The sequence below is a fragment of the Onishia niordana genome (assembly GCF_004798965.1).
GTDB classification, from domain to species: domain Bacteria; phylum Pseudomonadota; class Gammaproteobacteria; order Pseudomonadales; family Halomonadaceae; genus Onishia; species Onishia niordana.
In genome coordinates this window covers 119,424-145,110 of record NZ_SDSD01000006.1, presented here as the reverse complement: position 1 = coordinate 145,110, position 25,687 = coordinate 119,424, and the positions used below count along the sequence as shown (strand labels likewise).

Sequence of the window (25,687 nt, the reverse complement as noted above, 5' to 3'; positions counted from 1 at the left end):
CGGCCAGGGGCTAAGTTATTCACTCCCGTTCAGCCTGACACGCGATAAGCCATGGTCATGAAACCCTCGTTGCAACTCCGCGTCGGCACCCAGCTGACCATGACGCCTCAGCTGCAGCAGGCTATCGCCCTGCTGCAACTCTCGACCGTCGATTTACGCCAGGAAATCCAGCAGGCACTGGAATCCAACCCCATGCTGGAACTCGATGAGGCCTATGGCGAACAAGACGTCGCCGACCCTCAAGAGGACGATTGGTCCACCGAGATTCCAAGCGAACTGACGACTGACAGTGACTGGTCGGACACTTATCAGGACATGGCCTCATCCGGCGGATCCGGCGAGGCTCCCGACCTCGATCGCAACGCAGCGGGGCTCAATCTTCACGATCACCTTGCCTGGCAGCTGGCCATGGCTGACGTCAGTGACACCGAGCGACAGATTGCCGAGAGCCTGATCGACGCGGTGGCGACGAGTGGCTACCTTGAGAGCAATCTTGACGAACTGGCTCAAGGATTACGTGCCCAAGGACTCGATAACCTCAAGACGAGCGAGGTTGAACGGGTCCTGCTGCGACTCCAGCAGTTTGAGCCGACCGGCATATTTGCCCGCGACCTGCGTGAGTGCCTACTGCTCCAGCTTGGCGCCCTCCCGCCCGACTTGCCATTGCTCACCCAGGCCAAACGCCTGGTGCGGCAATTTCTTGAAGCGCTGGCGAGCGATGATCGCAAGCTGCTCAAACGGCGGCTGCGGCTGGATGACGGACAGCTGGACCAGGTCATTGCGTTGATCCGCACGCTTGATCCCCGGCCCGGCCAAGCCTTCGACAGCGTCGGAAGCGACTACGTAATCCCCGACCTGATCGCCCGTCACAGCCAGGACGGCTGGCAGATCGAACTCAATCCCGAGGCACTGCCGAAGATGCGTATCCAGCCGGATTATGCTGCGCTTATCCGGCGTGCCGACAAGAGCGAAGACAACACCTTCATGAAGGAGCACTTGCAGGAAGCCCGCTGGTTGATCAAGAGCCTGTCCAGTCGCAATGACACGCTACTGCGCGTGGGTCGCGAAATCATGGCGCGTCAAATCGACTTCCTCGACAAGGGCGAAGAATCCATGAAGCCTCTGATCCTTGCCGATATCGCCGCACAAGTCGACATGCATGAATCGACGATTTCCCGCGTCACCACCCAGAAGTTCATCCACACCCCACGCGGCGTGTTCGAACTGAAGTACTTCTTCTCAAGCCAGGTCGGCGGTGAAGGCGGAGATGCCCACTCCAGCACCGCGATTCGCGCCCGCCTGAAAAAACTGATCGGCGGCGAGCCTGCTCGCAAACCCCTTTCCGATAGCAAACTGGTCGACCTGCTGGCCGATAGCGGCATCCAGGTCGCACGGCGCACTGTTGCCAAGTACCGTGAAGCCATGGGCATCCCGCCATCCAGCGAGCGCAAGCGTCTTACCTGATGCGGCAAAATAATTGCTCTTGCGCAGCATAACCTATTGACTAGAAGAGAAAAAAACATCGAAAGTGGATGTATTGGAAAAGCGCCTTGCCAAGGGGTATGCAGAGCGCCAAAAAGGGTTACAATCGATTAGCCAACCGCAGGATAAGGAGCGTGCCATGCAAGTTAATATCACCGGCCATCACGTTGAACTGACCGATGCACTGCGCGACTATGTGAACGAGAAGCTCACCCGCTTGGAGCGTCACTACGACAACATCACTACAGTCCAGGTCACCCTTTCCATCGAGAAAGAACGCCAACAGGCCGCCTGCACCCTGCATGCAGCCGGTGCAGAATTGCATGCCGACGCTGAGAACACCGACATGTACGCCGCGATTGACGCCCTCGCCGACAAGCTTGACCGCCAGCTTGTCAAGCACAAGGAAAAAGCACAGGCGCGCGCCCAAGGCGCCAGCGTTCGCTGACATTATGACGTTGGAATCCATCCTGCCCCCCGAGCGCGCCCTTTTCGGTGTGCCCGGGGGAAGCAAGAAGCGAGTGCTGGAGTTTTTCAGCACCTTCATCGCCCAGAACACACCTAGCCTCGATAGCCAAGAGGTGTTCAGCCGCCTCGTGGGCAGAGAGCGACTAGGCAGCACGGGCATCGGACATGGCGTAGCCATTCCGCATGCCCGTAACCCTCACTGTAAAGCACCACTAGCCAGTTTCCTCAAACTGAGCGAACCGGTAGACTTCGATGCCATTGATGGTGACCCCGTTGATCTGGTTTTCGTGCTGCTAGTTCCTGAGCAGGCTGATGACGCTCACCTGGCGCTTCTTGGCCAGGTAGCATCGATCATGAATGACGCCGAGACTCGCCAGCAACTGCGCAAGAGTGAGACCCAGCGTCAGCTATATGACATTCTGCTGGACGCCATACGCCACCATACAAGCGATGGGCGCGCCGGCTAAGTGTGCACAAACGCCTTGCGCACTCGTACAACCTATCCTTGATAGCTCCTTCATGATCACCAACGTTCATTGACCTGGAAAACAGGAGGCCTCATGCAGCTCGTGATCATCAGCGGCCGTTCTGGCTCCGGCAAGTCGATTGCCCTGCAAGCCCTGGAGGACCTGGGCTACTATGCGATCGATAATCTGCCAGCCATGCTGCTCGGTACGCTGGTCGACGAGCTGCAGCGTGACTCGACGCGTCGCTCGTCGAGCGCCGTCAGCATTGATGCTCGCAACTTGCCGCATGCCCTGGAACGTTTCCCAAGCCTACTGGCCGATTTGCAAGCCAGGGGTATCCAGTGCCAGGTGGTCTACCTGACCGCCGACTCCAAGATCCTCCTTGAGCGCTACTCGGCCACTCGCCGTCGCCATCCATTGACGCGCGACAGTCAAATGACCTTGGCCGAGGCTATCGACAGCGAAGAAACGGCGCTTGCCGAGATTCTGGATCTCGCCGACCTGATCATCGACACCACTCGCCTATCGGTACACGAGCTGCGGGGCCGCATCGCCGAGCAGGTGGCTCAGCATCGCGAACAGGACATGACGCTGACGTTCGAGTCCTTCGGTTTCAAGAGCGGCGTCCCCCTGGATGCCGACACGGTGTTCGACGCGCGCTGTCTGCCCAACCCTTACTGGGATCCCAGGCTTCGTCAGTCCACTGGCCGCGACCCGGAGATCATCGAGTTTCTCGAGGGATACGATGACGTCGATCAACTAGCCACCGACATCATCGACTGGCTGACCCGCTGGCTGCCGGCCTATCAGGCCAGCCACCGCAGCTATATGACAGTGGCCATCGGCTGCACCGGTGGCCAGCATCGCTCGGTCTATCTCGCTGAGCGGCTGGCACGCCATTTCGCGGCCAAGCACTCAGGCGTCAGGCTTCGCCACCGCGAACTCGGCATCCATACCGCCATGCTCGAGACCCCAAAGGACAGCAAGGACGCTGACCTCCATGCCCAGACGTGAACTGACCCTCATTAACAAGCGTGGCCTGCACGCGCGTGCAGCGACCAAGCTGGTGCAATGCTGCCAGGGCTTTACGGCGAGCATCACCGTTCACCATCAGGGACGATCTGCCGATGCGGCCAACGTCATGGCGCTGCTGATGCTTGCTGCGCCCTGCGGCAGTGAGCTAGAGATCCAGGCCGAGGGCGATGACGCCGAGGCCGCACTGTCGGCTGTCACAGCGCTGATCGAGGCCCGCTTCGACGAGGACGCCTGATCTTCAGCCCCCCTTGGTCGGCTGTTCCTCCCATCGCTCCCAGTTCAAACAAAAAACGCCACCCTTGAAGGGTGGCGTTTTTATTGGGAGCGGTGACCACCCAACACGGCACGTCAAGGCGCTAACCGCCAGCGATGGTCATCTCATCGATTAACCAGCTGCCGCTATGCACGCTACCGCGGGTATCGATATCGTCACCGACACCCACCAGGCCTGCGAACATCTTCTGCAAGCTGCCGGCGATGGTGAACTCCTCGACGGGGTACTGAATGCGGCCATTCTCGACCCAGAAACCAGCGGCACCGCGAGAATAGTCGCCGGTCACCCCGTTGACCCCCTGCCCCATCAGCTCAGTGACCAGAACACCGCGATCCATCTTCGCAAGCAGCGCATCACGACTCTCTAGCGGTGCATCCAGGCGCAGGTTGCGTGCGCCGCCGGCATTGCCGGTGGTCGTCATGCCAAGGCGACGGGCGCTATAGGCCGACAGCATGTAGCTTGCCAGGCGGCCCTGGTCGATAAAGACATTGTCCCGCGTGTAGACGCCGTCACCATCGAAGGGAGTGCTGGCCATGGCACCCGGTTCCCGAGGCCGCTCGTAAAGACTGAACCACTCAGGGAACAGGCTGTCGCCGAGCCGGTCGCAGAGAAAGGAAGACTCGCGATACAGGGCACCGCCGGCAAGCGCTCCCATCAGATGGCTGATCAAACCACTGGCGAGGCTTGGATCGAACATGACCGGGAAACGGCCCGTGACCGGGCGCTGAGCACCCAGGCGCCGCAGGGTGCGCTCGGCAGCGGAAGCACCGATCGCCTCGGCACTGGCGAGCTTGCGGGGATCGCGCTCGCTGGTGTAGTCATAGTCACGCTGCATGCCATTCTCATCCTCGGCAATCAGCATGCAGGACAACGAATGCTGGCTGCCGCGCTGGCTACCCAGGAAACCGTGACTATTGGCATAGACGCGCACGCCTTCCCCACTGGAGATTTCCGCCCCCTCGGACTTGCTGATTCCCGCTACCGCGCGACCAGCCGCTTCGCAGGCCAGTGCACGCTCGATGGCTTCATCGGTGGTAAGCGCCCAAGGGTGGTGGACATCAAGATCCGGCAGCTCGCGGGCCATCAGTTCGGCAGGTGCCAGGCCGGCAAAATCGTCTTCACCGGTATAGCGTGCGATGGCCATGGCCTGGTCAACGGCTGAACGAATAGAGGCTTCGCCTGCATCCGATGAAGACGCCGTGCCCTTGCGCTTGCCCACGTAGACCGTCACGGCGATTCCTTGATCACGGGACAGCTCGACGGTTTCCACCTCCCCCAGGCGTACGCTTACGCCAAGCCCCTGATCGACACTGGCTCCCACTTCACAGGCATCGGCACCCAGAGAACGCGCCTGGTCAAGTGCGGCCTGGGCCCGGGACTCCAGCAATGCCTGCTGGGCGGCGGCATCAAAAGCCTGAGTCATCTTGGTCTCCTTGTAGCGAGGCTGGCTGGTATACTGCACCAACCTCCCAATGCTGATGGTAATGGCATGTCAATTGAATCGCCCGCCGACCACGACGGTCGGCAAAGCAAGACCCAGCGCAAACAGGAAATGCAATCCCTGCAGGCGCTGGGCGAAAAGATTATCGCCCTCTCCGACGCGTGGCGCGCTCGGCTGCCGCTGTCCGACGAGATGCTGGCGGCCGTCGAAGAGACGGCCCGCATCCGTTCCCACGAGGGGCGTCGCCGGCACATGCAGTATGTCGGCAAGCTGATGCGCCGCGAGGATGTCGCCGGCATCCAGGCGGTGTTCGACGAGTTCGAACAGGAAACGCTGCGCCGTGACCACGCCTTCCACCGGCTCGAAGGCCAACGCGACCGTCTGATCGAGGATGATGACGCCCTTGAACCCTTTATCGTCGAACATCCCGATGTCGACCGCCAAGCGCTGCGCCAATTGATTCGCAACGCGCGCCGCGAGCGAGATCAGCAGAAACCGCCGACCAGCGCACGCAAGCTATTCAAACTGATCCGCGATACAGCAGGCCTTTAACGATAAACTAGCCTCGCCAGACGTATACCGGCGACATCTCAAGGATTTGTCGTCGAGCGCATTTTAGCGCCTGGCTGAGGCCGCTCAGCGCTCCCGCCGGCTCGGCTATCGCGGCAATCCTATACCGTCAAGCCGAGCCGCTGGCCAGTGCGGCCCCGGCACCAGGCTTTTCACTCACTAATCACTCACTAATCGGTACCACCGACCGTCAGCTCATCAAGCTTCAGCGTCGGCTGCCCGACCCCTACCGGCACTCCCTGCCCTTCCTTGCCACAGACACCGACACCGGTGTCGAGCTCAAGGTCATGGCCAATCATCGACACACGACTCATGGCCTCGGGTCCATTGCCGATCAGGGTCGCCCCCTTGACCGGCGCGGTGATCTTGCCGTCTTCAATCAGATAGGCCTCACTCGCCGAGAACACGAACTTGCCCGAGGTAATATCCACCTGGCCACCGCCAAAGCTGACGGCGTAAATACCCCGTTTGACGCTCTTGATGATATCGGCAGGTTCGTCCTGTCCGGCCAGCATGTAGGTGTTGGTCATACGCGGCATCGGCATATGCGCATAGGATTCGCGACGCGCGTTACCGGTAGGCGCCATGCCCATCAGCCGCGCATTGAGCTTGTCCTGCATGTAGCCGGTGAGCACGCCATCCTCGATCAACGGCGTGTATTGCCCCGGGGTGCCTTCGTCGTCGATGCTCATGGAGCCGCGACGGTCGCTCAAGGTGGCATCGTCAACGACGGTCACACCGGGTGAAGCGACACGCTCGCCCATGCGGCCGGCAAAGGCTGAGCTGCCCTTGCGGTTGAAATCGCCCTCGAGGCCGTGACCCACCGCTTCGTGGAGCAGGATGCCGGGCCAACCAGCGCCAAGCACCACCGGCATCTGGCCGGCCGGCGCGTCGACGGCCTCAAGGTTGACCAGCGCCTGGCGCACGGCTTCCTTGGCGAAACGCTTGGGCGCGCCTTCTTCACGTAAACGTGCCATCGGGTAGCGACCACCGCCCCCGGCGCTGCCGCGCTCACGCCGCCCGTCGCGCACGGCAATCACATTGACGTTCATGCGCACCAGCGGACGGATGTCCGCACCCAGCGTACCGTCACTGGCGCGCACCAATACGACTTCGTGAACACCGGTCAATGACGCACTGACCTGGCTGACCGCCGGGTCTGCCGCACGGGCGACCCGGTCGGCTTCCTTGAGCATCGCGACCTTGTCTTCGGCCGAGAGGCCGGACAGCGGGTCGATGCCCGCATAGCGCTGAGACGCCGTTGTCAGCTGAATGGCAGACTGCGTCAACCGTGAGCCACTGCGCGAGATGCCGGACGCGGTACGGCCGGTCTCTTTGAGCGCATCGGCACTGATCTGATTGGAATAGGCAAAGCCCGTCTTTTCGCCGGCCATGGCACGAACACCGACGCCGCCATCGATGTTGTAACTGGCGTCCTTGACCTCGCCATCTTCCAGCACCCAGCTTTCCTGCCAGCTGCGCTGAAAGTAGAGGTCGGCAAAGTCGACGCCCGACCCCAGGGCATGACCTAGCCCAGTGTCGAGCGACGCCAAATCGAGGCCGCCCGGGGCCAGCAGGGTGCTGACGGCAGTGTCCAGCATGTCCTGGGAAGAGAGTTCGGAGGACTTGAGCATCATTCGGCACTTTCCAGAGAAATCCGCGGATCGGTCCAAGGACCTTGTACGCGGTAGTGGATTCGGGTCACACGGTCGATAGCACGACCGAACAGGCGCTGAGCGAGGAAAACCGCTCCGCCAACGACCGGTCCGCCGGCCAACAACGCCGCGACCGGTAACGCCTGTGTCACAGGAACTGTGATCGCTAAACGCTGATCGAGTTCACGCTGCACCAGATCGACCTGCCCCTCGAGACTGAATTGGGTCGCCGGCGCGTCGATCTGCACAGGGCCGTGAGTCTCGAGGATCCCACCATACAGCGTCGCACTCCCGTTGACACGATCAAAGGCGGTTCCCTGCCCGGTGACATCGGAGAAATCGAGTCGCAGGCGGCGCAACAGATTATCGAAATTGAGCAGGCCCACCAGCTTGGCCGAACCCGACTGCAAATTGAGGAATCGCCCGTCGCGAAGGCTGACATCGAGGCTGCCACGGGAACGCGCCAACGCAAACTGCCAGGGGGCCCCCGGCCAGGCCAGCTGGGACGCGACATGGGTCTCTGAATTACGGATCGGCACGTCCTGAGCGAGCGTGGCAAGCGCCGTTCCCAGATCACCACCATCCAGGCGCAACCGAGAGCGCGTCAAACTCGAGCCAGATCCCGCGGCCTCCCAGATCAGCTCGCCACGTGCGCTCACCTGGCCCAGTGTCAGGCCCAACGGAGCAAGCACAAGCTGAGAAGGCGAGGCCTGCCAACCCAGGTTCAAGGGCCCCAGGGTACTGCCCAGACGGGTCATCTTTGCCACTCGCAGCCGTCCATCGGGCACCGATGTTAGCCAGTTCGGCAACGGTAATGCCGCCTGGGCGGTATCCACCTCTTCGAGTACTTGAGAGGGAGGCTCGGGTGCCGGCCATAGTCCATCGAGAGACAGCCGCGACAGATCGATGGTAATCGGCCTAGTGTCGCCGGGACGGTAGTCAGCCTGACCCTTGGCGATACTGCCATCCAACGCCACACGCCAATTGCCGCCGGCAAGCGAATCGGCGTTTGCCTGCACGGTGCCTTGGCAATGATCGCGAAATGACAGGCAGGCCACAGACAGCTCAATGGTATCCAGCGGACTGTCTTTCGCATTTCCTTGCTGATTCTCGGCGGCAAGACCCTGCAAGGACAAATCAGCAAGCGCTTTTGCCCAGGGAGATACCGCCAGGCGATTGGTCCGCCACTGCAGCGACCACCCAGCACGTTGCGGCCACGTCGGCTCCAGCGGCCAGTTCTCCAACCACAGCTGGCCCTGACGACCCACCGATGTATTACGCCAGCGCATTTTCGCTCGATCCCGCAGGGTTATCTCGCCCCGCTCACCCGCCCGGTCGACGGTAAGTCTCAGCGGCACCACCTCATTGGCCATCTTGCCAAAGGGAGCTGGCAGGTTAAGCGCCAGCCCTTGGAGCCGGCTATCTAGCGTCACGGGCGAGGTTTGATCCTTGAGCGGGATGCGCAGCGTATAGGGCAGATAGCCATCGACCAGCGGGGCCAGTCCCGGGTGATCCACCCAATCAATCAACCCTCGCGCCAAGGCTCGACCGTTCACGGTTATGGTCTGTTCATCGCCCTCGAAACGCGCCAGCATAGGCCCATCGAAGACTCGGGCACCCAGCTCACCAGAGAGTCCGCCTTGGCCGTCGCGACGACGATACTGCAGGCTACCATTTACGTCGTAGGCATTTAGCGCCGCCCCCTCAAGGCTCAAACGTGGCGCGTCGACGCGAGCGTCGACATCAAGCGCCATCGCGTCGGGCGCATCAAGGTTCATGGCCAGGTCTACGCTTCCGGCGACCGCTCCCTGGCTGCTGATGTCGTCTCGACCGATCTCCAAGTCAGGGATGGCAGCCAGCAAATCCAGCAGTTCGTCTGTGCTGCCCTCGGCCTGGCCTTTCACCTCGAGACGCTGATCGATCAAGCTGACCGTCGCGTCCTTTGCCTGCAAACCGACCAGACTGGCCGACTCGACATCGGCCGACAGCTGCTGATTGTCGAAACGCAGCTGACCTTTGACACCCTCGAGTACCGGCCAATCGGGCGCAAAAGGCAGGGTAGCATCGCGGATATCCAGTGCCAGCGAGAGCCCTACATCCTCCATGCGGATATTCTCGCGTAGCGGAAGATCGAGCGACAGCTGCCCATCATCGACATAGCCTGCCACCCCTCGCCCCAACCACTCGCTGAGCGCAGGGGGAAGCGTCTTGATCGGCAGCCAGTCGAGAAGATCGACATCGGCGGCATCCACATCCGCAAAGGAAAGGTCGAGCCCCAGCTTGCCAGGCGTGCCGCTTCCCACATCGAGATCGAAGCCACCCGCCACCGATGCACCACGCCAGGTTACCGCGAGGTCTTGGCCGGTCACGGTGGCACCTTTGTTGTGGTAGTTCCAACTCACTTCACCGGACGCGGAAGACAGTGCCATCGGCGCCGCAAAAAGCTGGGGGAAATCGAGGCTAGTGGTCTCGTTCTCACTGTCGGTGAACACAATCTTGCCTGCCAGGTCCTTGGCTTCAACCCAGGCGTCCAGGGGGCCGCCCCCAGGCGCTCCCTGCCAAGGATCGACAGCCACATCATAAAGCTCGGCGAAAGCGAGCCAATGGCCGTCGCGATGCCCCACCTTGAGACCACCGACCTGCCCCCTGGGCGCAAGCCTTCCCAACACACGCTGAAGCCCTTCGGGCAAGGGGGCCCGTTCACGCCAGGCCGCCAAGGCGGCCAAATCGAATTCACTCGTCGTCATCCACCAGCCATCATCATCCCCGCTGGCCTGCCAGTGCCTGGGCAGCGGTCGGCCGACAGTGCTTTCATCAGCCCCCTCTTCGCGCGCCTGTTCTTCGTCGAGCTTAATCGACTGCCCATCGGGCCCGTCGGTTACTTCCGGGGCATTGACTGCTGCCTCTGTGGGTGTCGCAGTCCGCTTGGCATCACCTTGAGTGCCAAGCCAGGCTTGCCATCCATCCTCGTCTCGCAACCACTGCCCGGTGAGCCGGATGTCCTTAAGATCCAGCGGCTGCCGATCATGGCTCAGTTGCAACTGGGGTACGTTGACATCCAGGCGCACATCTTCCAGCGCAGCATGCCGCCAGCGCCCCCAGAGCTTTGCTTCACCACGCGCTTCCTCGACTTTCAACGGGTCGTTGCGACTGAGCACCTCCGTCAGTTCGACCAGATGCTCAAGCTTCATTCGCGCCTGAAGCGCGGCGTTGAAATCGGCAAGCCCATGCTCTCCCGGCAATACCTCAAGCACCGCCGTCAGGGTCGCGTCAGGATTCCCTGCCACATGCAGCTGACCCTCGATATGGGCGCGCCCGGCATCGCCGGCCATGAGCAGGCGTGGCGCCTCAAATGCCAGCTGTCGATCGAGTCCATGCAGCACCACCCGCACGTTTTCGACCGCAAGACGCTGACGCAACAGAACGCCGACCCAGTAATCGAGTCGGTCAAGTGTAAAGCGGCCATCGGGGATGATTTCCGGGGGTAGCTCGGCAGGTTGCGGCCATTGCCAGCTGAGATCAGGCTTCTGATAAAGATGCACGGTAACGCCACGAATGCTGGCGTCATCGATTTCGGGCATGCCACCCCAAAGGCTCGCCATGCTATCGACACGCAATCCGGCCCTGTCAATTTCAATCAGCGGATGCGAAGACTCGGTACGTGAGACGAGCGTAAGATCTTCAAGGGTCAGCGCAGGGTCAAGGCCGTGAAAGCTACCTGAAATCTTCTCCATAGTGAGCTCGGCATTAAACCGCGCTGACAGCAGAGACTCGAGTTCGGGGCGAAAGCGATCCAGCTCGCCGGCAGCCAGCCGCAAGGTAAGTACCAGGACGGCGAGCAGGGCCAGCAGAATCGCAAAAATCGTCAGTGCCCAGCGCAGCAGGAGGCGAAACAGGCTCATGTCACGCCTCCTACATCAGTACGATATCGTACTGCTCTTGGGAATAGTGGGCTTCCACCTGGAAGCGTATGGTCTTGCCGATAAAGGCTTCCAGGTCGGCAACGGAGGACGATTCCTCATCGAGCAGGCGATCGACCACTGCCTGCGCAGCCAGCACCATATAGGTCTCGGCGCTATAGGCGCGATCCTCGCGAAGAATCTCGCGAAATATCTCATAGCATACCGATTCCGGTGTCTTGAGGGTGCCACGACCATGACACACCGAGCAGGCCTCACAGAGGGTCTGCTCGAGGCTCTCCCGCGTCCGTTTGCGCGTCAACTGAACAAGACCAAGCTCGGTGACCCCGGTACACTTGGTCTTGGCATGATCACGCTCCAGCAACTTCTCGAGCATGCGCAGTACCTGGCGCTGGTGCTCGGGGTCGTCCATATCGATGAAGTCGATGATGACGATGCCACCGAGATTGCGCAGCCTGAGCTGGCGGACGATCGCCGTGGCGGCCTCGAGGTTGGTCTTGAAGATCGTCTCCTCGAGGTTGCGGTGACCGACATAGCCCCCGGTGTTGACGTCGATGGTGGTCATCGCTTCGGTGGGGTCAATCACGAGATATCCCCCGGATTTGAGCTGCACCTTGCGTCCCAGGGCTTTCTGGATCTCGTCCTCGACGCTGTAGAGATCGAAGATCGGCCGCTCACCTGGATAGTACTCGATGCGTGACTCGGTGCCGGGCATGAATTCCCGGGCAAACTCGATCAGCTTCTGGAAATTTTCACGGGAGTCGATGCGCACCCGTTCGATCTCGTCTCGCATCACATCGCGCAGTGTGCGGATGAACAGCGGCAGATCGTCGTAGATCACGCTAGGGATGCCGGCCGTATGCTTCCGCTCGCTGACCCTGCGCCATAGGCGCAGCAGAAAGTTCATATCGGCATAGAGCTCTTCGCGCGTCACGCCTTCGGCAGCGGTTCGAATGATGAAACCGCCGGTGATCTCGATATCCTGCTCCGCCTGACAGGCCAGTGTCAGCTGACGCAGGCGCTCCCGTTCGGCCTCGTCTTCAATACGCTGGGAAACGCCGTTATGCGGTGAGTCCGGCATGTAGACCAGGTAGCGCGAGGGCACGGAAAGATGCGTAGTAAGCCGAGCCCCCTTGGAACCGATCGGGTCCTTGGTGGCCTGGACGACCAGCGGCTGCCCTTCCTGAAGCAATTGACTGATCGACGCCTGCTCGTCAGGCGGTGTATTGGGCGCCATGACTTCATGAGCATGAATGAAGGCGGCCCGCTCGATGCCGATATCGACGAAAGCGGCCTGCATGCCGGGCAACACCCTCACCACCTTGCCGCGGTAGATATTGCCGACAATACCCCTTCGCCCGCTGCGCTCGATGAAAGCCTCCTGCAGGACGCCGTTCTCGACCACCGCCACACGCGTTTCCATGGGCGTCAGATTGATCAGTACTTCACCGCTCATGCGGGCTTCCTTAATCATTTGCTCTTACGAATATTATGACACAGCTGCCCGATCACTCATCCACAGCGCCACACCCTGGCGTTCGAGCAGCTCGGCGGTCTCGTATAGCGGCAAGCCAACCACCGCGCTATGACTGCCCTCGATATGCGACACGAACACCGCTGCCCGGCCCTGAATGCCGTAGCCGCCGGCCTTGTCACAAGGCTCGCCCGTCTCCCAGTAGGCGGCTGCCTCACGGGGACTGATCGCGCGCAACCCGACCCGCGTCGTCACGCAGACATCTAAAAGCCCCTGAGGGCCGCTCACCGCCACGCCGGTCAGCACCTCATGGGTGGTATCAGACAGGGCCGACAGCATCTCGAGCGCATGGGCGCGATCACGGGGCTTACCCAGGATCTCGCCATCCAGCACGACCGCCGTGTCCGACCCAAGGACAGGAAGATCAGAAAAAGCCGCACCAGCAAGCGCCTTCTCTCGCGCCAGCCGGCAAACGTAGTCACGAGGATTTTCCCCCGGTTGCGGTGTCTCGTCGATATCGACGGGGCGCACGTCACAGTCGACGTCGATCGAGGTCAAGAGTTCCAGGCGGCGCGGGGATGCCGACGCCAGGCACAGATGAGGCATGCACGCCTCCTTTGAGTAAGGCCTTGGTCAGGATACGGCAAAGCGACGGCGCAAGGCCTGCAGCATGGTGAACAGCCAGGGCCACAGGAGGGCGCCGATCAATGACGGCAACAGGAAGGCCAGGTGAATAGAGAAGGGGCCAAAGAGGGTCATCAACCATTGTTCGACCAATTGCACGATGCCCAGCAGCACAACGATCAGCACCGCTTGCTGAACCAGTGAATAGGCGCGCATGCGCTGATAGACCAAGGCGATCAGAAAGGCCAGCAGCGACAGAGCCAACGCATTCAACCCGAGCGGTGAGCCCTCGATCAGGTCGAGCAGGATCCCCAGTATAAAGCCGTAAAAGACCCCGACACGCTGAGGCATGACCATGCACCAGTAAATCAGCATCAGTCCTAACCAGTCGGGACGCCACATCAGCCATTTGTCGGCCAGCGGCATGACCTGCAGGCATAGCGCCAGCAGCAGGGTCGACCATACCAGCAGGTATCCACGAAGTCCCATGGCAACCATCAGGGCATCAGCTCCTTGGGCAGAGGATCAAGAGCAAAGTCATCCGTCCACAGCGCATCACCGGCCGCGACATCGACATCCGGTGGAAACAGCAACAGGAAGTGTCGCGCACGCTGCAGCTTGGCGACCGGCTCCGCCATCACCGTGGCGAAGGGTTCGCCCGGGTCATGGGTTACCTCGCTGACGCGTGCTACCGGGTAGCCAACAGGAAAACGACCGGCGAGACCCGAGGACACCAGTAGATCCCCTTCTCGGATATCAGCGGTATCGGCCACATGGAGTACGCTCATGGCATTAAAGCGTCCCGTTCCCTGAACGATGAAACGCAGCCCGTTACGATTCACCTGCACGGGCATGGCATGGTTGGCATCCGCCACCATCAACACCCGACTGGAATAGGCCGAGACGGACGTGACCTGCCCCACCAACCCTGATGCATCCATCACCGGTTGCCCCACATAGACACCATTGCGACGCCCACGGTCGATGACCATCTGATGGGTGAAGGGGTCGGAATCCAGCGACAGAAGTTCAGCGGTGAGAAAAGGCATCTCATCGCGCCGGGTGGCATTCAGGAGTTCGCGCAAGCGCACATTTTCGGCCGTCAGGCTGGCCATGCGCTGCACGCGGTGAGACAGGGTCAGCAGTTGCTGGCGAAGCTTGCGGTTTTCGTCGACCAGAGCGCTCTGGTCAGAGACGACAAGCGAGCCCCATGTAAGGGCATCACTGGGCAGGCTGACCAACCACTGGATGGGGGCGACCACGGTCGACAGCTGCGCGCGCAGGTTTTCGACCCGCGTCAATTGATGTTCCGCGAACATCAACGTCAGTGCCAGTATTGCACACAGCAGCATGCGGTAACCGGGCACTGACGCGTGCGTGAACAGCGGTTTAATAAGCAGTCCCCCGGGTCACGGTCTAGCGAACAGGTCAGTCGCTGGAGAGTAGCTCGAAGGTATGCTGATCGATCATTTCCAGCGCTTTGCCGCCACCGCGAGCCACGCAGGTCAGCGGATCCTCGGCAACGATCACCGGCAGGCCGGTTTCTTCGGAAATGAGCTTGTCCAGATCTCGCAACAAGGCGCCGCCGCCCGTGATCACAAGGCCGCGCTCAGCGATGTCTGAAGCGAGCTCGGGTGGCGATTGCTCAAGCGCACTCTTCACCGCCGTCACGATAGCGGCCAGAGTTTCCTGCAGCGCATCAAGAATCTCGTGTGAGTTCAGCGTAAAGCTGCGGGGAATGCCCTCGGCGAGATTGCGGCCGCGCACATCGATCTCGCGCAGCTCACCACCCGGATAGGCACAGCCAATCTCTTCCTTGATACGCTCGGCAGTGGCTTCACCGATCAGGCTGCCATAGTGGCGGCGCACATAGGCGGTGATGGCCTCGTCGAAACGATCACCACCGACCCGGATCGACTCCGAGTAGACAACACCGTTGAGCGAGATGATCGCAATTTCGCTGGTGCCGCCGCCGATATCGACGACCATCGAGCCCTGCGCCTCTTCGACTGGCAGGCCAGCCCCGATGGCCGCGGCCATCGGCTCCTCGATCAGGAACACCTCGCGGGCGCCAGCGCCCTCGGCAGATTCCTTGATCGCACGTCGCTCGACCTGAGTCGACATGCAGGGCACACAGACCAGCACCCGCGGACTCGGCGTCAGGAAAGTGCTCTGATGCACCTTGCGAATGAAGTGCTGAAGCATCTGCTCGGTCACGGTGAAATCGGCGATGACGCCGTCCTTCATCGGCCGGATGGCGGTGATATTGCCCGGCGTCCGACCCAGCATGCGCTTGGCGTCGATACCCACGGCAGCCACGCTGCGCATGTTACCCGATTGGCGAATGGCCACCACGGAAGGCTCGTCGAGCACGATACCCCGTCCGCGAACATAGATCAGCGTGTTGGCCGTACCCAGATCGATCGAGAGATCGCTGGAGAACAGCCCACGTAAACGTTTAAACATGGAAGTCTTTCACCTAGTGCAGACCGGAACCCTGTGCGGAGGCAAACGGTACCATCGCGGCCTTGATGCAGCAAGCAACATTGGGGGGGCGGCCCCGTGAGTCAAGTCCTGCCAGTCGCCCCAGGATATGGTACATTTTACGGTTATTTACTGCGGATGACGCCTGCCTGGCGCCGCCGCCACGATCCACGCTCAAGGGATATTCACCATGGCGCTTGAACCTAAAGATGTGCGGCGCGCAGCACATCTGGCCCGCTTGGGCCTCGATGAGACCGACGCCGACCGCTATGTCGACGACCTGACACGGATCCTCGAGATGGCCGATCACCTGCAGACGGTCAATACCGACGGCGTGGCCCCCTTGGCACACCCGCTGGATGCTACTCAGCGCCTACGCGCCGACGAGGTCACCGAGACCGACCAGCGCGAGCGATTCCAGCGCAACGCCCCCGCGGTGGAAAATGGCCTTTATCTGGTGCCCCGCGTCGTCGAGTGAGCCCTGATCGCTGACCGAATGCCTCATCTGGAGCCAAGCCTCAATGCATGACATGACCCTGACCGAGCTTGCCCGCGCCCTCGAGGCCGGCGAGTTCACCAGCCGCCAATTGACCGAATCGCTGCTCGCGCGTATCGAGCGCTTCGACGGTGAGCTCAACAGCTTCATCAGCGTGACCGCCGAGCAGGCACTGGCCGCCGCCGATGCCGCCGATGCCGCCCGCGCCCGCGGCGAAGCAGGACCACTCACCGGCCTGCCCTTGGCCCTGAAAGACATCTTCTGCACCCAGGACGTGAAGACCAGTTGCGGCTCGAAGATGCTCGACAATTTCATTGCGCCCTATGACGCGCATGTGGTCGAAAAGCTCAAGCATGCCGGGACCGTGAGCCTGGGCAAGACCAACATGGACGAGTTCGCCATGGGCTCCTCCAACGAGAACAGCCACTATGGCCCGGTGAAGAACCCCTGGGATCTCACCGCTGTGCCCGGTGGCAGCTCCGGTGGCAGCGCCGCCGCCGTGGCCGCTGGCCTGGTGCCGGCAGCGCTTGGCACCGACACCGGTGGCTCGATTCGTCAGCCGGCCGCTTTCTGCGGCATCACCGGCCTGAAGCCCACCTATGGTCGTGTCTCTCGCTACGGCATGGTGGCTTACGCGTCGAGCCTCGATCAGGCTGGCCCCATGGCCCGTACGGCCGAGGATTGCGCACTGCTGTTGAGCGCCATCGCCGGCCACGACCTGCGCGACTCCACCAGCGTGGCCCGTGGCGTACCCGACTATCGTGCCGAACTCGGCGCCTCGCTTTCTGGCCTCAGGATCGGCCTGCCCAAGGAATATTTCGGCGACGGCCTGGACCCGGAGGTGGAAACGGCTATTCGCGAAGCGGTCAAGGTCTACGAATCCCTTGGCGCGACCGTGCAGGAAGTCAGTCTACCGCACACCCATCACGCCATCCCGGCCTATTACGTCATCGCCCCGGCCGAGGCGTCTTCCAACCTGTCGCGCTATGACGGGGTGCGCTTCGGCCACCGTTGCAACGCACCGGCGGATCTCGAGGATCTCTACAAACGCTCGCGGGCCGAAGGCTTCGGCGACGAGGTCAAGCGTCGCATCCTGATCGGCACTCACACCCTCTCCGAAGGCTTCTTTGATGCCTACTACAAGAAGGCTCAGCAGGTCCGCCGGTTGATCCGCCAGGACTTCATGGATGCCTTCGAGGAAGTCGACGTGCTGATGGGCCCGTCGACGCCAACCCCGGCGTTTGATCTGGGGGCCAACAAGGACCCGGTCTCGATGTACCTGCAGGACATTTACACCATTGCCATCAACCTGGCGGGCATTCCCGGCATTAGCGTGCCGGCCGGCACCGTCAATGGCCGCCCGGTGGGTCTGCAGATCCTCGGCCCGCACTTCGCCGAAACCCAGCTGCTCAATGTCGCCCACCAGTTCCAGCAGGTCACCGACTGGCACCAGCAACGCCCGGCCTTCGGCAAGGAGAACGCATAATGCAATGGGAAACCGTGATCGGCCTTGAGGTCCACGTCCAGCTGGCCACCCAATCCAAGATCTTCTCCGGTGCCTCCACGGCCTTCGGCGCCGAGCCCAATAGCCAGGCGTGTGCCGTAGATCTGGGTCTGCCGGGGGTGCTGCCGGTACTCAACGAGTCCGCCGTGGCCATGGCGGTGCAGTTCGGCCTGGGCATCAATGCCGAGATTCCCGAGGTCTCGATCTTCGATCGCAAGAACTACTTCTATCCGGACCTGCCCAAGGGCTACCAGACCAGCCAGATGTATCATCCGATCGTCGGGCAAGGTGAGGTCGAGATCACCCTCGAGGATGGCGAGACCAAGCGCATACGGGTCCATCACGCCCACCTCGAGGAAGACGCCGGCAAGTCCCTCCACGAGGACTTCCACAGCATGACCGGGGTCGACCTGAACCGCGCCGGCACCCCGCTCTTGGAGATCGTCTCCGAACCGGACATGCGCTCCGCCAAGGAAGCCGTGGCCTACCTGAAGGCGATGCACTCCATCGTCACTTACCTTGGCATCTCGGACGGCAACATGGCCGAGGGCTCGATGCGCTGTGACGTCAACGTCTCGGTTCGCCCCAAGGGCCAGGAAGCCTTTGGCACCCGCGCCGAGATCAAGAACGTCAACTCCTTCCGCTTCGTGGAACGCGCTATCGCCTTCGAGGTCGAGCGCCAGATCGAGCTGATCGAGGATGGCGGCAAGGTGGTTCAGGAAACGCGCCTATACGATCCTGAAGCCGATGAAACCCGCAGCATGCGCACCAAGGAAGAGGCCAACGACTACCGTTACTTTCCCTGCCCTGACCTCTTGCCGGTAGTGCTCGATGCGGCCTACGTGGATCATCTGCGCAGCTCGTTGCCGGAACTGCCGGCCGAGAAACGGGCACGCTTCCAGAACGAGCTTGGCCTCTCGGCCTACGATGCCGGCGTGCTGTCGGCGACTCGCGCCATGGCCGATTTCTTCGAAGGTGTGAAGGAGGTTTGCGGCGACGCCAAGCTGGCGGCCAACTGGGTGCAAGGCGAGTTTGCCGGCCACCTCAACAAGGAAGGCCTGACTATCGCCTCGAGCCCGGTCTCGGCCCTTCAGCTCGGTGAGCTGGTGGCCCGCGTCAAGGACGAGACCATCAACGGCAAGGCCGCCAAGCAGGTCTTCGCCGCGCTGTGGGCCGGTGAAGGTGATAGTGCCGATGACATCATCGAGGCCCGCGGCCTCAAGCAGGTCACCGACACCGGCGCCATCGAGGCGATGATCGATCAGGTGATCGCTGACAGCCCGGTTCAGGTCGCCCAGTATCGCGACGCCGAGCCGGACAAGCGTGGCAAGATGATCGGCTACTTCGTCGGCCAGGTCATGAAGGCCTCTCGCGGTACCGCGAATCCCCAGCAGGTCAATGGCCTGCTCAAGGAAAAGCTCGACGCCCTGTGTTGAGGCATCGATGAGAGGCACCGCACCTAGTGCTGACACGAAAGACGCCCCCTTTTCAGGGGGCGTCGTCGTATCTAACGCCTGGAAGATGAGGCGACCCCACTCTCCTGCCCATCAGGCCCTATCCGGCATGCTTATGTGACTCGATTTCTTCGCGCAATGCCTCGGCTTCAGTGGTCAAGGTGGCATTGGCATGCATATCACCATTGCGGGCGGCCTCCATCGCCTGCTCGAGCTTGCGCTCATAGGCCTTCTGTAACTTCTTGGTGGGATCGCTTTTGAAGATACCGAACATGGGAGTCTCTCCTTGGGTAAGTGATCTCAGACTACGCGACGCCCTATACGAATACTAGACAAAAGCTATACACGGCATTGTTAAGATGCTGAATCATGCAGCGCTTCGCCCCCCACCTGGAGAAACGGGGATTCGGTTGCACGCAGGAGTGCAGTCCCGTGAAGACGGGCTACTAACAAAACCTCGCTACCAGGCAGCGATAGCGCGGTGGTGACATGCTACTCAGACAGCTTAGCCTTGGGGCTCGGTCTGGGGCGTCGACTGGCCGGCGTGCCACTGGGGCTGGCCGTTCTGCATCAGCACCCGGTTGCCCTGAGGCGCCTCATCAAGCCGAGCGCTGTAAACCTGACCATCAACCCGATACTCGACGTCATAGCCCAGCTGTTCCTGGCGGGTATCGGTCACGGTGTGACATTCACGCCGGGTGGACGTGGTGGTCTGGCCGGACTCGATACGACCCTGCACCTCGCGCCCCGCCAGGCCACCGCCCACGGCGCCTGCCACGGTGGCGATTTTCTTGCCGCTACCGCCACCGACCTGATTGCCGAGCAAGCCACCGACGATAGCGCCCGCGGCAGTGCCGATGATGCGGTTCGGATCCCGGCTTGGCGCCTGCTGGTTGACCACGACATTCTCGCAAACCTCTCGCGGGGTCTCGATGGTCCGGGTCGCTGCCTCGACCTGCAGGATATCGGCATAGACCGGCTCAGGCGGCTGGGAATAACTGCTGACCTGATAGGCACCGACCGCAAGGCCGCCCAGACCGAAGACTGACAGGGTGGTACCGATCACAATGGACTTGTTCATGACTCGCTCCTCACACACGACATCGGGGTCGACGACAGGGGCGTCGACAACATAGGGCCGGCTCGGGGGAATCCGGGAACCGGACGCACACCCCTGGGCACGCGCCAGCGCCAGGCGAGGTAACAGGAAGGATGAAGCGAGGGACTCGGGCGGCGTCCTGCCGCGGGCAAGTCGGAGACGAGGCGAGTATACCCCAGGGAGCGTGGCCTATATACGCCCGTTAGGCTAGCTGTGCGGTCTTTCCACACTTGGCATCGAGCTGTCGCCAACCGCCGACGCCCGGAGCGATCAACGCGACCCGCACACAGGACATGCCGGGTCACGAGGCACGCTAAAGCGTCGCCACTCACCGGAAAGCCCGTCGAAGGTGGAAAGCCCTTGATGCGTACTGCCGGCGCCGCTGAGCATCTTGACCGCTTCCAACGCCTGAAAGCAGCCAATCAGCCCAACCAGTGGTGCCACCACCCCGTTTTCGGCGCAGCTCAACTGCTCATCTTCTCCGGGGTCACCGGGAGGATAGAGACAGGCATAACAGGGGCTCTTGGCGTCTCGAGGATCGAAAACAGCGAGCTGACCGCCAAAGCGGATAGCCGCCCCGGAGACCAGCGGCCGTCCCGCCGACTGGCAGGCCGCATTGATGGCATAGCGCGAGGCGAAGCGGTCGGTACAGTCGAGCACCACGTCTGCCGCCTGAACGGCGCGCTCAAGAGATACGCCGTCCAGGCGCTCACTTAGGCTTGTAACCTGACAGTGAGGATTGAGCGCCAAGGCGGCCTCTCGAGCCGACTCCGCCTTGTCACGACCGATATCCGCCTCGCCGTGAGCGATCTGGCGCTGAAGGTTGGAAAGCTCGACCGTGTCGTCGTCGACGAGCGTCAACCGGCCGACGCCTGCCGCCGCCAGGTAGAGCGCGACGGGCGAACCAAGCCCGCCAGCGCCAATCACCAGCGCATGACTCGCAAGAAGGCGCTCCTGGCCTTCGATCTCGATCGACTCGAGCATGATCTGGCGGCTATAGCGCAACAGCGCCTGGTCGTTCATCGTCACGTATCTCTCTTGGCTCTCGATTGTCGGACTGATCGATGTCGGGGCTTATCGTGTCCGGGCTTATCGCGACTGGGGCGATCTTTCCCGGGTGCTCGCTTCCCGTCCATCAGGCAGCTTCTGGTTCATGGCTCGCTGCGCGCTTGGCGTTGCTCTCATCAGCACCCTTGTTAGTGCTCTTCGAGCTGCTCGACGTCTGGCACATGCAGGGTAAATTCTTCCTTGACCTCTTCCATGACCACATAGCTCTTCGACTCCTTGACCCCGGGCAGGGTCAACACCACCTCACCAAGAAGCTGACGGTACGCCGACATCTCGGGAATCCGGCACTTGAGGATATAGTCGAACTGCCCAGAGACCAGGTGACACTCCTGAATTTGCGGCAGCTGGCTCACGGCGCGTCGAAACTCGTCGAACACGGCGGGGGACTGGGTCTCGAGACTGATCTCGACAAACACCAACAGATTGGCCTTGAGTGCCTTGGGGTCGAGTATCGCCTTGTAGCCACGAATAATGCCCGAGCGCTCCAGGCGTTTGACCCGCTCCAGACAAGGGGTGGTGGAAAGCCCGACCTGAGCGGCCAGGTCAACGTAGGAAATACGGGCATTATCCTGGAGGGCACGCAGGATATTGAGATCGATACGGTCAAGCGAGCGGTTCTTGGCTTTCATGGTCATCCAGAGTCCAAGCTCAATACGCGGTCGAACGGCAGAGGCATCACCGCCGGATCGACTGAGCATCATGGCTTCCATAGTTATTGGAAGGGGTGAACGACGAAAACCTCAGTGATTGGTCTGGTCACATGGGACCGTATCAGTGAGGTTCGCCATTCTCGCCCATGTCATCCTAACAATTACCATATACGCTCTGGACGGCGCGAGTCCCATCGCTCACGTCAGGCTTTCCAGCGACCGAGACTGACCCTATCCCGCGCACCCAAATCCTGAAGCGTCGCTACCTGATCATAACCCGCCTGCTCGAACGCCTGACGCACCGCCGCCCCCTGCTCGAGGCCATGCTCGAGCAACAGCCAGCCACCCGCCAATAAATGGCGGCGCGCCTCGTGAACCAGTGCGTAAAGATCGGCCAGTCCATCGTCGCCTGCCACCAGCGCCGAACGCGGCTCGAAGCGCACGTCGCCCTGTGCGAGGTGAGGATCGTCATCGGCAAGGTAGGGCGGGTTCGCGACAACCAGCGCAAAGCGCTCGCCCTCAAGCGAGGCAAACCAGTCACTCTCGAGGAAGCGAACCCGAGAAAGCCCCAGCCGCGAGGCATTGTCCCGGGCCAGCGCCACCGCCTGCGGTGACAGATCGACACCCGTCACCTGCCAACCGGGGCGCTCGCTGGCAAACGCAAGCGCAATGGCGCCGGTGCCGGCACCCAGGTCAAGAAACGCCCCTTCTTCGGCGTCGCCTCGCGCGAGCGCCGCTTCGACCAGGCTCTCGGTGTCAGGACGCGGGATAAGCGTGGCATCGTGGGTCCTGAGCGAGAGCCCCCAGAACTCGCGCTCTCCGGTCAGATAAGCCACCGGAGCGCCCTGCCCTCTGGCGGCAATGAGCGCGTCGAAGCGCGCACGCGATAAAGAGTCGGCCTCGCGATCGCCCCAGGTATAGAGCCAGGTGCGATCGACTTCGAGCACATGGCACAGCAGCACCTCGGCATCAAGCCTGGGGCTTGGCGACCCCGACGCCTGCAACCGCTTGGCGGCGCGAGCCAGCAGCACATCGAGACGCATCAGGTGATTTCCTTACGCATCAGGCTTCCTGCTGCAGGGCCGCAAGCTGCTCGGCCTGATACTCGTGGAGCAGCGGCTCGATGATCTCGCCAAGCTCCCCGGTCATGACCTCGTTGAGCTTGTAGAGCGTCAGGTTGATGCGGTGATCGGTGACCCGCCCTTGCGGGAAATTATAGGTACGGATGCGCTCGCTTCGATCGCCGGAACCGACCAGCGAGCGACGCTCGTCGGCCTGCTGCTGGCGCTGGCTCTCCAGAGCGCTCTGCTTGAGGCGCGCGGCCAACAGCGACATGGCCTTGGCACGGTTCTTGTGCTGGCTGCGCTCTTCCTGGCACTCGACCACCACGCCACTGGGCAGGTGAGTAATACGAATCGCGGAATCGGTGGTGTTGACGTGCTGGCCACCGGCCCCGCTGGAGCGAAAGGTATCGATGCGCAGGTCATTGCTATTGATATCGATATCACCGACCTGATCGGCCTCAGGCATCACCGCCACGGTGCAGGCCGAGGTATGGATGCGGCCCTGAGACTCGGTAGCGGGAACCCGCTGCACCCGATGGGCGCCGGACTCGAACTTGAGCCGGGCATAGACACCCTCGCCCTTGATCCGCGAAATCAGTTCCTTGTAACCGCCCTGCTCGCCATGACTGGCGCTGACCACTTCGACCTTCCAGCCGTGCTTCTCGGCGTAGCGCGAATACATGCGAAACAGATCCCCGGCGAACAGTGCCGCCTCATCGCCGCCCGTACCGGCACGCACCTCGAGATACACGCTACGGCCATCGTCCGGATCCTTCGGCACCAGCAGGCGCTTGAGCGCCTCCTCGAGCGCAGCCAGCCGCTCCTGCCCTTCAGCCTGTTCAAGCTCTGCCAGCTCGCGCATCTCGGCGTCGCTGTCTTCGAGCAGCGCCTGGGCAGCCTCGATGTTGTTCTCGGTATCGCAAAACGCCTGCCAGGTCGCGACCAGTTCTTCGAGCTCGGCATACTCCCGAGAATAGTCGCGAAAGCGGGGCTGATCGGCGATGACATCGGGCTCAGCCAGCAGAGCCGAGAGCTCCTCGAAACGCTCGGCAAAGGTATCTAGGCGCTGACGCAGTGTAGCTTTCATGAAGGGTCCTGTTGTCTGATGCCGGTCATCTGGGGGGCCTCGGGGTCGCTGTCAGAATCGAAGAGCAAGGCTTCGGCAGCCTCGATCAGGTCCTGACGCTCGGCCCCGGAGGCTTCGCGCAGACCAAGGGTCGGGGCATGCATGAGCTTGTTGGTCAGCTGACGAGCGAGACGGGCGACCACCTTCTCCGGGTCTTCACCACGGGCCAGCTGTGCAAGTGCCTGCTCTTCGGACTCGGCGCGCATCTGCTCGCCCTGGTGTCGGTAGCGGCGAATGAGGTCGCCGGCGCCGCGCACCCGGCGCTCGTGCTGCCAGCTCGTGACGCCGTGTTCGATCAGCACCTCGGCCTTGTCGGCGGCCACCTTGCGATGTCGGCGGTTTTCTTCAATGACTTCGTGCAGATCATCGACGGTATAAAGAAAGACATCATCCAGTTCGCCGACCTGCGGCTCGATGTCCCGGGGCACGGCGATGTCGACCATGAAAACAGGTCGGTGACGGCGTAGCTTGATCGCCCGCTCGACCATGCCCTTGCCGAGAATCGGCAAGGGTGCCGCCGTCGAGGAAATCACGATATCGGCGCGTGCCAGCGCATCGGGGATCTCGTTGAGAGAGATCGCTTCACCGCCGATGCGGTCGGCCAACTGTGCGGCCCGTTCACGGGTGCGATTGGCGACGATCAGCTTTCGGATGCCGGCCTCCTGCAGATGACGGGCGACGAGTTCGATCGTTTCTCCGGCGCCGATCAGCAGTGCCGTGGAACGCCGAAAGTTATCGAAGATACGACTGGCCATGCTCACCGCGGCATAGGCCACCGACACCGGATTCTCGCCGATGCCGGTCTCGGTGCGGACCTGCTTGGCAATTGCAAAGGTATGCTGGAATAGCCGCTCAAGCTCACCGCCCAAGCCTTTGTGGCTGCGCGCCGCCTGGTAGGCGTCCTTGAGTTGGCCAAGGATCTGCGGCTCACCGAGCACCATGGAATCGAGCCCGACAGCGACGCGCATCAGGTGACGTGCCGCATCGCCGTCCAGATAATGGTAGGCCGCCGCCGATAACTGTTCGACGCTAAGGGTATGAAAGCGACTCAACCAGTCAAGAATCGCCGCTTCTCCATCGCGTTCCATCACGCAATAGAGCTCGGTGCGGTTGCAGGTCGAGAGTAGCGCCGCTTCTTCCACCTCGGGCAGAGCACGTAGCTCGGTCAGCGCCGCTTCCAGCTGCAACGGGGTAAAGGCGACTTGCTCGCGCACCTCGACCGCAGCCGTCTTATGATTGATGCCAAGGGCCAAAAGCGTCATGCAATCAGAGTCTTCGCTCAAGGGGGAGTGGTGCGAGTCACGGCGAAAACCACTAGATGCAGCGCGACAC

General features: G+C 61.8%; 24 protein-coding genes. 9 read left to right on the top strand and 15 right to left on the bottom strand.

Translation table 11 applies throughout. The annotated features are described in order from the left end of the window. Positions 1-51 precede the first annotated feature (51 nt). The 5 genes from ETC27_RS12495 to ETC27_RS12475 all read left to right on the top strand — a co-directional run bounded on the left by ETC27_RS12495 (position 52) and on the right by ETC27_RS12475 (position 3,687). On the top strand, positions 52-1,464 hold the full coding sequence (locus tag ETC27_RS12495; protein WP_136255332.1) for an RNA polymerase factor sigma-54: 1,413 nt from the start codon (positions 52-54) through the stop codon (positions 1,462-1,464). A gap of 157 nt (positions 1,465-1,621) precedes the next feature. Continuing rightward, on the top strand, positions 1,622-1,930 hold the full coding sequence (hpf, locus tag ETC27_RS12490; RefSeq protein ID WP_136255331.1) for a ribosome hibernation-promoting factor, HPF/YfiA family: 309 nt from the start codon (positions 1,622-1,624) through the stop codon (positions 1,928-1,930). Between the two features lie 4 nt (positions 1,931-1,934). Next, positions 1,935-2,417: a PTS IIA-like nitrogen regulatory protein PtsN gene (gene ptsN, locus ETC27_RS12485; protein ID WP_136255330.1), complete on the top strand. Its 483-nt coding sequence runs from the start codon at positions 1,935-1,937 to the stop codon at positions 2,415-2,417. Positions 2,418-2,510: 93 nt separating this feature from the next. Further along, the gene (gene rapZ, locus ETC27_RS12480) at positions 2,511-3,431 is read left to right on the top strand and encodes an RNase adapter RapZ (protein WP_136255329.1); all 921 of its coding nucleotides are present in this window, start codon (positions 2,511-2,513) and stop codon (positions 3,429-3,431) included. Next, on the top strand, positions 3,418-3,687 hold the full coding sequence (locus ETC27_RS12475) for an HPr family phosphocarrier protein (RefSeq protein ID WP_136255328.1): 270 nt from the start codon (positions 3,418-3,420) through the stop codon (positions 3,685-3,687). Before rapZ ends, ETC27_RS12475 begins: the two co-directional genes overlap by 14 nt. Positions 3,688-3,808: 121 nt before the next feature. Here the strand turns inward: ETC27_RS12475 and pmbA are convergent, their stop codons facing one another. Further along, a complete protein-coding gene (pmbA, locus tag ETC27_RS12470) occupies positions 3,809-5,149 on the bottom strand; it encodes a metalloprotease PmbA (RefSeq protein ID WP_136255327.1) in 1,341 nt (446 codons plus the stop codon). A 66-nt stretch (positions 5,150-5,215) separates the two neighbouring features. On the opposite strand from pmbA, the gene yjgA reads away from it, so the two are divergent. Next, entirely contained in the window at positions 5,216-5,719 is a 504-nt protein-coding gene (gene yjgA / locus ETC27_RS12465; RefSeq protein WP_136255326.1) for a ribosome biogenesis factor YjgA, read from the top strand. Positions 5,720-5,907: 188 nt separating this feature from the next. On the opposite strand, the gene tldD is transcribed toward yjgA, so the two are convergent. From tldD to ETC27_RS12430, 7 genes are all read right to left on the bottom strand, one after another. After that, positions 5,908-7,371 (bottom strand): metalloprotease TldD, encoded by a 1,464-nt coding sequence (gene tldD / locus ETC27_RS12460; RefSeq protein WP_205742741.1) that lies wholly within the window; start codon positions 7,369-7,371, stop codon positions 5,908-5,910. Beyond that, positions 7,371-11,294, bottom strand: a complete 3,924-nt coding sequence (locus tag ETC27_RS12455; RefSeq protein WP_136255325.1) for a YhdP family phospholipid transporter — start codon at positions 11,292-11,294, stop codon at positions 7,371-7,373. Before ETC27_RS12455 ends, tldD begins: the two co-directional genes overlap by 1 nt. A 10-nt stretch (positions 11,295-11,304) precedes the next feature. Further along, the gene (rng, locus tag ETC27_RS12450) at positions 11,305-12,768 is read right to left on the bottom strand and encodes a ribonuclease G (protein WP_136255324.1); all 1,464 of its coding nucleotides are present in this window, start codon (positions 12,766-12,768) and stop codon (positions 11,305-11,307) included. Positions 12,769-12,801: 33 nt separating this feature from the next. Continuing rightward, positions 12,802-13,392: a Maf family protein gene (locus ETC27_RS12445; protein ID WP_136255323.1), complete on the bottom strand. Its 591-nt coding sequence runs from the start codon at positions 13,390-13,392 to the stop codon at positions 12,802-12,804. Between the two features lie 27 nt (positions 13,393-13,419). Then, positions 13,420-13,908, bottom strand: a complete 489-nt coding sequence (mreD, locus tag ETC27_RS12440) for a rod shape-determining protein MreD (RefSeq protein WP_439331809.1) — start codon at positions 13,906-13,908, stop codon at positions 13,420-13,422. Then, positions 13,908-14,762, bottom strand: coding sequence for a rod shape-determining protein MreC (gene mreC, locus ETC27_RS12435; RefSeq protein ID WP_240724902.1), 855 nt, complete (start codon positions 14,760-14,762; stop codon positions 13,908-13,910). Before mreC ends, mreD begins: the two co-directional genes overlap by 1 nt. A 76-nt stretch (positions 14,763-14,838) precedes the next feature. Continuing rightward, the gene (locus tag ETC27_RS12430; protein WP_136255320.1) at positions 14,839-15,876 is read right to left on the bottom strand and encodes a rod shape-determining protein; all 1,038 of its coding nucleotides are present in this window, start codon (positions 15,874-15,876) and stop codon (positions 14,839-14,841) included. 208 nt (positions 15,877-16,084) lie between these two features. Between ETC27_RS12430 and gatC the strand changes: the two genes are divergently transcribed. Genes gatC through gatB form a run of 3 tightly spaced genes read left to right on the top strand, consistent with a single transcriptional unit; the run spans position 16,085 to position 19,330 of the window. Continuing rightward, positions 16,085-16,372, top strand: coding sequence for an Asp-tRNA(Asn)/Glu-tRNA(Gln) amidotransferase subunit GatC (gene gatC / locus ETC27_RS12425; RefSeq protein WP_136255319.1), 288 nt, complete (start codon positions 16,085-16,087; stop codon positions 16,370-16,372). Positions 16,373-16,415: 43 nt separating this feature from the next. Then, entirely contained in the window at positions 16,416-17,876 is a 1,461-nt protein-coding gene (gene gatA, locus ETC27_RS12420; protein ID WP_136255318.1) for an Asp-tRNA(Asn)/Glu-tRNA(Gln) amidotransferase subunit GatA, read from the top strand. Beyond that, positions 17,876-19,330, top strand: a complete 1,455-nt coding sequence (gatB, locus tag ETC27_RS12415; RefSeq protein WP_136255317.1) for an Asp-tRNA(Asn)/Glu-tRNA(Gln) amidotransferase subunit GatB — start codon at positions 17,876-17,878, stop codon at positions 19,328-19,330. The genes gatA and gatB overlap by 1 nt, the downstream gene beginning before the upstream one ends. A 118-nt stretch (positions 19,331-19,448) precedes the next feature. Here the strand turns inward: gatB and ETC27_RS12410 are convergent, their stop codons facing one another. The 7 genes from ETC27_RS12410 to hemA form a co-directional block, all read right to left on the bottom strand. Beyond that, positions 19,449-19,622: a DUF6435 family protein gene (locus ETC27_RS12410; RefSeq protein WP_136255316.1), complete on the bottom strand. Its 174-nt coding sequence runs from the start codon at positions 19,620-19,622 to the stop codon at positions 19,449-19,451. A 231-nt stretch (positions 19,623-19,853) separates the two neighbouring features. Then, positions 19,854-20,429 carry a glycine zipper 2TM domain-containing protein gene (locus ETC27_RS12405; protein ID WP_136255315.1) on the bottom strand — a complete coding sequence of 192 codons (576 nt, stop codon included), beginning with the start codon at positions 20,427-20,429 and terminating at the stop codon, positions 19,854-19,856. A gap of 288 nt (positions 20,430-20,717) precedes the next feature. Beyond that, positions 20,718-21,470, bottom strand: coding sequence for a HesA/MoeB/ThiF family protein (locus ETC27_RS12400; RefSeq protein WP_136255455.1), 753 nt, complete (start codon positions 21,468-21,470; stop codon positions 20,718-20,720). Between the two features lie 173 nt (positions 21,471-21,643). Beyond that, complete coding sequence (locus tag ETC27_RS12395) at positions 21,644-22,144, bottom strand: Lrp/AsnC ligand binding domain-containing protein (protein ID WP_136255454.1); 501 nt, start codon at positions 22,142-22,144, stop codon at positions 21,644-21,646. A 224-nt stretch (positions 22,145-22,368) separates the two neighbouring features. After that, positions 22,369-23,208 (bottom strand): peptide chain release factor N(5)-glutamine methyltransferase, encoded by an 840-nt coding sequence (prmC, locus tag ETC27_RS12390; protein WP_136255314.1) that lies wholly within the window; start codon positions 23,206-23,208, stop codon positions 22,369-22,371. A gap of 19 nt (positions 23,209-23,227) precedes the next feature. Then, positions 23,228-24,316 (bottom strand): peptide chain release factor 1, encoded by a 1,089-nt coding sequence (gene prfA, locus ETC27_RS12385; RefSeq protein WP_136255313.1) that lies wholly within the window; start codon positions 24,314-24,316, stop codon positions 23,228-23,230. Further along, positions 24,313-25,617 (bottom strand): glutamyl-tRNA reductase, encoded by a 1,305-nt coding sequence (gene hemA / locus ETC27_RS12380; RefSeq protein ID WP_136255312.1) that lies wholly within the window; start codon positions 25,615-25,617, stop codon positions 24,313-24,315. The genes prfA and hemA overlap by 4 nt, the downstream gene beginning before the upstream one ends. Between the last annotated feature and the right edge of the window lie 70 nt (positions 25,618-25,687).